Genomic DNA, 6301 nt, shown 5'->3' on the forward strand with positions numbered 1-6301 from the left:
AGCCAGCCGTCGGCGCGCCAGCGATCGATCGATCGATCGACTAATTCTCGTAATGGATCGTATTGCATTCCCTTGGGGATGACAATACCCAAGGCTTCGGTAGATAATTTATCGGGTAAGAGCCGATATTTTGGCTCGGTTTTACTCCAGCCTAGCAGCAGGCTTCGATCTGCGGCGATGGCGACAACTTTGCCTGTTGCGAGTAGCGATTGGGCTTGACGATAGTTATTGACGCCGACTAACTTAGCTTCGGGGATAACAAATTGCAGCGAGCCGATGGTGGTGGAGTTATTTAATACGGCGACTTTTTTGCCCGCTAAGTCACTATTTTTGACGATGTTAGCTCTGTTAGTAATTATTGCCGTACCATCTGAATAATAAGAGCGACTAAAATCGACTACTCGCGATCGAGTGGGTGTAATGGTGACTCTCGCAATTGTCAGATCGACTTTACCGTCGATCGCTACTTTGAGGCGATCTTGATTGGCGACGGGGACGAGTTGAATCGATTCTGGATTGCCAAATATTTCGGTGGCTAATTTACGGGCGATATCGATTTCCAACCCCTGTAAATTACCCGATCGATCTCGGGATCCGAGTAATGGTAAATTATCTTTGACTGCGACGATTAATTTTCGGCGTTGCTGAATTTCTTTCAGGGTTCCGGCTGGAGTTGGGATTTGCCAAGTAACAATACTCGCGATCGATACTAATGCGAAGAATAAAGATTTAAATCGATTAGATTGACATTTATTCTTCATAACAAATTGATGAATAGTTTAAAGTGAATAGTGGATAGTGAAAGACGAACTATCCACTATCCACTATTCACTATCCACTCAAAATCTATTTTGCTGCGGTTGCGGCTAATTTCACTACTGCTTCAAAGCTAGCTGGATCGAGGATGGCGATTTGCGCGAGCATCTTGCGATTGAGTTGGATGTCGGCTTTTTTCATGTTGCCGATTAGTTGGCTGTAGCTCATGCCATGCTGACGAGCAGCAGCATTAATCCGTGCGATCCACAAACGGCGAAAGTCGCGTTTTTTCTTTTTGCGATCGCGATAGGCATTCCGTAATGCCTTCATTACTTGTTGGTTAGCAATCCGATAAAGTTTAGAGTGAGAACCTCTAAAGCCTTTGGCTAACTTGAGAATTTTGTTGCGGTGCTTCCGCGCCACGTTACCGCGCTTTACCCGAGTCATAGTTTAAATGATGTTAGTTGGTGATTAAAATTGCTCTACGGCATTATGGATAGTTATTAATTTAACTATCGTCAGTCCTCAAGCTACCAGTGTCTGGATCTTACAAATTATCGAAATTCGATAATTTACAAGTAGGGGAGCATCCCACGTACTCTGAGTACGTCAGTCTCGTCAACCGCAGTTGCTTTTGATAGGCTCCGACGACGATCGGCGTTTTTGTGTTCGAGCAAGTGGCTCTTAAATGCCTTACGGCGCATAATTTTACCACTGCCGCTAGCGCGAAAACGCTTCGCTGCTGCTTTGCGGCTTTTGAGTTTCGGCATGGAATTTTCAGTATGTTTAGACACAATTTACTATTATACTCGATCGAGGCTGGAAATGGATAGGGGGTGGATGGGTGGATGAGTGGATGGGTGGATGAGTAATGAGTAATGAGTAATGAGTAATGGGTAATGGGTAATGGGTAATGGATCGCAAAAGGACGCTTGCGTTCATATTTACTATCCACTATCCACTATTCCCTATCCCCTATCCCCTACTCTGCTCCATCAACAGCGTATAGGCTGCTTTCGCTGCTGCTTGTTCGGCGGCTTTTTTGGATTGTCCGGTACCCGTGCCGAGATGTCGATCTCGAAACCAGACTTCAGCGATAAAGCGTTGAAACCGATCGATTTTGACGGCATCTTCGCGGACGCGATATTCTGGTAGAGCTTTGTAGTGTGCTTGCGTCCATTCTTGGAGCGCGTCTTTATAATTTTGCCGTGCGGGATCTTGAAGGATTTCGGTGGCTAATTTTTGAAAATGCGGATCTAACCAGGGTCGGATTAATTTAAGATTGTGCGTGGTCAGATATAGTGCGGCCAAAACTGCCTCAAAGGCATCTGCCAAACGCGACACGCGTCCCGACGGGTCGCCGACGGCAGAGGCGGCAAGGGTGAGATAGCGATCGAATCCATAACTATCGGCCAGTTGCGCCAAAATGCGATCGCTCACCAGCACCTTCCGAATCGCCGAAAAATCACCGACGGATTTGTCGGGATAAGTTTCCCATAAAAATTCTGATGCAGCTAGCCGCACGACTGAATCGCCGATAAATTCCAACTGCTCGTAGTTGGGCACTCCGACTGTTGGATGCGTCAACGCAATATCCAATAATGACCAGTCGAGCTGAGTATCTTCAGGCAATCCCAACCGAACAATCAGCCTCTCTAATTCTTGTTGTCGCCGTGGATACATCAGTAGTTTTTTACATGCAAAAAATGGAGAGCGGCGCATCGAACGGGAGGTTTCCTCCCGTTTGTGTGCGCCAAGACAGAGAGTTGGAACGTAAGCCGGGTTCTGTTATCTCTTGCGAGACGGCGGTTATCTATCTGGGTAGTTTGTTACCAAGTACCTCAAGCGGATCGTAACGGAACGGGGAAAAGACCAACCACTGATCCTGCCTTGCTTCCAACCGGGGTTTACCGAGCCAGTACCTCTCGATACTGCTGGTGCGCTCTTACCGCACCTTTGCACCCTTACCAGTCTAGGCTTTAGGCTTTAGGTGTTAGGTGTTAGGAGGTAGATATTAGGGTGTTTCCCTATTTTCTAAAGCCTAAAGCCTAAAGCCTAAAGCCTAAAGCCTAAATTGGCGGTATTTTTCTGTGGCACTATCCTCACGATCGCTCGCACTGGGAATTACCCAGCAAGTTTGGTCTTTAGGAAGCCCGGACTTTCCTCGAATTCGACGAGCGAACTCGCAACCACCTCACCTACTCTCTCTCAATTAATCATTGTACATGGTCATCATCGGACATCTGTCAGTCATTTTTCCGATCGAGTTATGGCTCGATGGAGAATTGAGCTAAAATTATCGCGATTACCTTCTGGACGATCGGTGGCAACTTATCGCCAAGTCTACCTTACTCGATCGCACTACTGAGTTACTCTCAAGCACAAGCCGACTCAAAAACTGCGCTAAAATAGTCTGGCTATCATTCATCCCATAACTATGACTCGCGCAACGATCGAAACGGAAAAGGGCACTATCAATATTCAGTTTTTTGATGCTGATGCTCCTAATACTGTCAAGAATTTCGTCGATTTGGCAGAAAAAGGTTTTTACGACGGGTTAACTTTTCACCGCGTCATTAATAATTTTATGATTCAAGGCGGCTGTCCCCAAGGTACTGGTACTGGCGGCCCTGGCTACAAGATTAATTGTGAGATCAATCCCAATAAGCACAAAGCAGGGACGCTCTCCATGGCACATGCAGGCAAAAATACTGGCGGCAGTCAGTTCTTTATCTGTCATTCTCCTCAGCCGCATTTAGACGGCGTACACACTGTTTTCGGTCAAACTGAAGATATGGATGTCGTCAATGCGATTAAAGGCGGCGATAAAATGCTATCTGTCAAGATTCAACACGACTAGAGGATAGGGAATAGGGGATAGGGAATAATAGGCTTTAGGCTTTAGGCTTTAGGTTTGGGAATTGCGTTCTTTATTCTCCCCGTCCCCAGTCTCCCCTTTTCTCCCTCCCCAGCCATTCTTGCTGGTAGTGCCAAACTATTCGGTTTCATTCCTGCCAGAAATTAACACTCGATCGTGCTGCTGCTGAGGTACTCTCAACTATGAATAAAATTCTTCAAATTTCGGAAATTGGCAGTCCGATTTTGCGTCAACGATCGACTGCAATTGCGAATATTTCAGAGCTACAACTTGACGAGCTAATTACCGATCTGATTGCTACGGCTGATGCGGCTAATGGTGTCGGCATTGCCGCGCCACAAGTAGCTGCATCGATGCGCTTATTTATTGTCGCTTCGCGTCCGAGTCCGCGCTATCCGCACGCACCGACGATGGAACCTACAGCCATGATAAATCCGGAAATTGTCGATCGATCTGGGGAATTGGTAGCAGGTTGGGAAGGGTGTTTGAGCGTACCGGGACAGCGCGGTTTGGTGCTAAGAGATCGCGCGATTGAGGTCAAATATTTTACCAAGCATGGAGAGTTAGTCCGACAAGAACTAACTGATTTTATCGCCAGGATTTTTCAACACGAACTCGATCATTTGGACGGCATTTTATTTCCCGATCGAGTCGCTACATCTACAGATTTAATCGCAGAATCTGAATATATGAAAATTGCTTTCGATTAGTCGATAGATCTAGCTTTCTACGAATATTTGTATTTACACAAACCTGAAGCTAGTATCGATCGATGATGACTCTAGGCGCGATTTCTAAGTAGATTTAGCAACCTGACTGTTGACTATTCCGCGATCGCGATCGCCTCGATCTGGGCGATATTTGTCTCGCGATCGACCGCTGTAATCGCCCACCGCAGGGGTTCGCCCCATTCTTGCAGTTTTGACTCGATCGCCATCGCTAACTCTCCTGGCGCGGCGGTAATGTCCATTTCGATTTCGACAAGTTGGATCTTCATTTGGGTAATGGGTAATGGGTAATGAGTGGAAGGCAGTTCCACAATACATTAAGCCTAAAGCCTAAAGCCTAAAGCCTAAAGCCTAAAACCTAAAGCCTAAAGCCTACCCTGTACAATATCTACATGTAAGTATTAATCTAAAAATAATGACGAGCTTGGAGTCCGTATCGATGTTTTTTCGTAAATGGCTGACTCGGCTGACGATCGTCGTGCTGATGTGGGTAATCGTGGGTATCAACGATGTTACTCTCGCAGTGGGCAGTCAGACCAATTTTAGTCGAATTAATTTGACCGATCGCGACTTTTCTGGACAAGATCTCACGGGTGGGGTGTTCGTCTCCTCGGAACTGCGCGGCGTAAATATGAGCGGGGCTAATTTAACCAACGCCATCTTGACAATGGCAGTAATGTTGAAAACAAATTTAGCAGGAGCCAATCTGACTGGCGCATTAGCCGATCGAGCCACGTTCGACGAAGCCGATTTGTCCAATGCCATTTTAACCGAAGCCACCCTGACTCGATCTCGATTTTATGGAGCCAAAGTTACGGGTGCTGATTTTACCGATGCGATCGTCGATCGAGCGCAAGCCAAACTACTATGCGAGCGCGCTGACGGCATTAATCCCGTGACTGGAGTCTCGACGAGAGATAGTTTGGGTTGTCGGTAGAGGGGTGGATGAGTGGATGGGTGGATGGGTGGATGGGTGGATAAGTAATGAGTAATGAGTAATGAGTAATGAGTAATGGGTGATGGGTAAGAGAATAATGTGCTCTCCCCGTCTCCCAGTCTCCTCGTCTCCCTCTCTCCTAACTCCCAACTCCCAACTCCCAACTCCAAATTGTAAAGATTTGCCAAAGATCCTCATATACCCAGACAGATCGCTTCACTTGTGGCACCGAGAGTAGCTAAACTACTCTAATAGAAGATATCTAAAAATAGATCCCAATTAATATGAGTGTAGTTAGTCAAGTTATTCTAAAAGCGGACGACGATCTCCGGTACCCCAGTACTGGAGAACTCAAAAGTATTCAATCATTTCTGCAAACTGGCGAACAACGGATTCGGATCGTCACCATTTTGGCAGAAGGTGAAAAGAAAATCGTCGAGCAAGCTAGTAAACAGTTGTGGAAGCTACACCCTGACTATATTGCGCCTGGTGGTAATGCTTCTGGACAAAAACAACGCGCTCAGTGCATCAGAGATTACGGTTGGTATCTACGTTTAGTTACGTATGGAGTACTTGCTGGCGACAAAGGGCCGATCGAGCAAATTGGCTTGATTGGCGTGCGCGATATGTACAATTCTTTAGGCGTTCCCGTTGCTGGGATGGCTGACTCGATCGCGGCTCTTAAGGAAGCAGCTCTGAGCCGTCTGAGCGAGGAAGATGCCGCAGCCGCAGCTCCCTATTTTGACTTCATTATTCAGGAAATGTCCTAAATCGCCATTTGCCATTAATGGATCGTAAGCATGTTAAAACAGCCCTCAGCAATGCTGGGGGTTGTTTTGTGGGCTCTTCATCACCTGGTATGCTAATCTCAGCTTTTTGACCCGAAATCCTTACTGCTAAGCCAAAAATGGCTGAAAAATCTAACAATAATAGATTTTAGGCTCAATCCCTTGTTAGCTATCAATCTGGGCGGAAATCAGCATACTAAGTAATGAAGAGCCG

At 46.5% G+C, this 6301-nt stretch carries 9 protein-coding genes and 1 other RNA gene; 4 read left to right on the forward strand and 6 right to left on the reverse strand.

Going from position 1 to position 6301, the window contains the following annotated elements:
• The 5 genes from C7B77_RS21405 to rnpB all read right to left on the reverse strand — a co-directional run.
• Positions 1-761, reverse strand: a 761-nt coding sequence (locus C7B77_RS21405; RefSeq protein WP_106309616.1) for a transporter substrate-binding domain-containing protein, incomplete at its 3' end; no start/stop codon positions are given.
• A gap of 85 nt (positions 762-846) precedes the next feature.
• Complete coding sequence (gene rplT / locus C7B77_RS21410; protein ID WP_015158017.1) at positions 847-1203, reverse strand: 50S ribosomal protein L20; 357 nt, start codon at positions 1201-1203, stop codon at positions 847-849.
• Between the two features lie 125 nt (positions 1204-1328).
• The gene (gene rpmI / locus C7B77_RS21415) at positions 1329-1526 is read right to left on the reverse strand and encodes a 50S ribosomal protein L35 (protein WP_015158016.1); all 198 of its coding nucleotides are present in this window, start codon (positions 1524-1526) and stop codon (positions 1329-1331) included.
• 205 nt (positions 1527-1731) lie between these two features.
• Positions 1732-2478, reverse strand: coding sequence for a ribonuclease III (gene rnc, locus C7B77_RS21425; RefSeq protein WP_106309619.1), 747 nt, complete (start codon positions 2476-2478; stop codon positions 1732-1734).
• 36 nt (positions 2479-2514) lie between these two features.
• Positions 2515-2961, reverse strand: an RNA gene (gene rnpB, locus C7B77_RS21430) — RNase P RNA component class A.
• Positions 2962-3193: 232 nt separating this feature from the next.
• Between rnpB and C7B77_RS21435 the strand changes: the two genes are divergently transcribed.
• Positions 3194-3616: a peptidylprolyl isomerase gene (locus C7B77_RS21435; protein WP_106309622.1), complete on the forward strand. Its 423-nt coding sequence runs from the start codon at positions 3194-3196 to the stop codon at positions 3614-3616.
• 200 nt (positions 3617-3816) lie between these two features.
• Positions 3817-4344, forward strand: a complete 528-nt coding sequence (def, locus tag C7B77_RS21440; RefSeq protein WP_106309625.1) for a peptide deformylase — start codon at positions 3817-3819, stop codon at positions 4342-4344.
• 113 nt (positions 4345-4457) lie between these two features.
• Here def and C7B77_RS29365 read toward each other — a convergent pair whose 3' ends face one another.
• Complete coding sequence (locus C7B77_RS29365; protein WP_146138436.1) at positions 4458-4673, reverse strand: hypothetical protein; 216 nt, start codon at positions 4671-4673, stop codon at positions 4458-4460.
• 128 nt (positions 4674-4801) lie between these two features.
• On the opposite strand from C7B77_RS29365, the gene C7B77_RS21445 reads away from it, so the two are divergent.
• Together C7B77_RS21445 and C7B77_RS21450 are read left to right on the forward strand one after the other, a co-directional pair.
• Positions 4802-5299 (forward strand): pentapeptide repeat-containing protein, encoded by a 498-nt coding sequence (locus tag C7B77_RS21445; protein WP_106309628.1) that lies wholly within the window; start codon positions 4802-4804, stop codon positions 5297-5299.
• 284 nt (positions 5300-5583) lie between these two features.
• On the forward strand, positions 5584-6069 hold the full coding sequence (locus tag C7B77_RS21450; RefSeq protein ID WP_106309631.1) for an allophycocyanin subunit alpha-B: 486 nt from the start codon (positions 5584-5586) through the stop codon (positions 6067-6069).
• Positions 6070-6301 lie beyond the last annotated feature (232 nt).

Origin of the sequence: Chamaesiphon polymorphus CCALA 037, from assembly GCF_003003845.1 — a bacterium.
Lineage (GTDB): Bacteria > Cyanobacteriota > Cyanobacteriia > Cyanobacteriales > Chamaesiphonaceae > Chamaesiphon > Chamaesiphon polymorphus.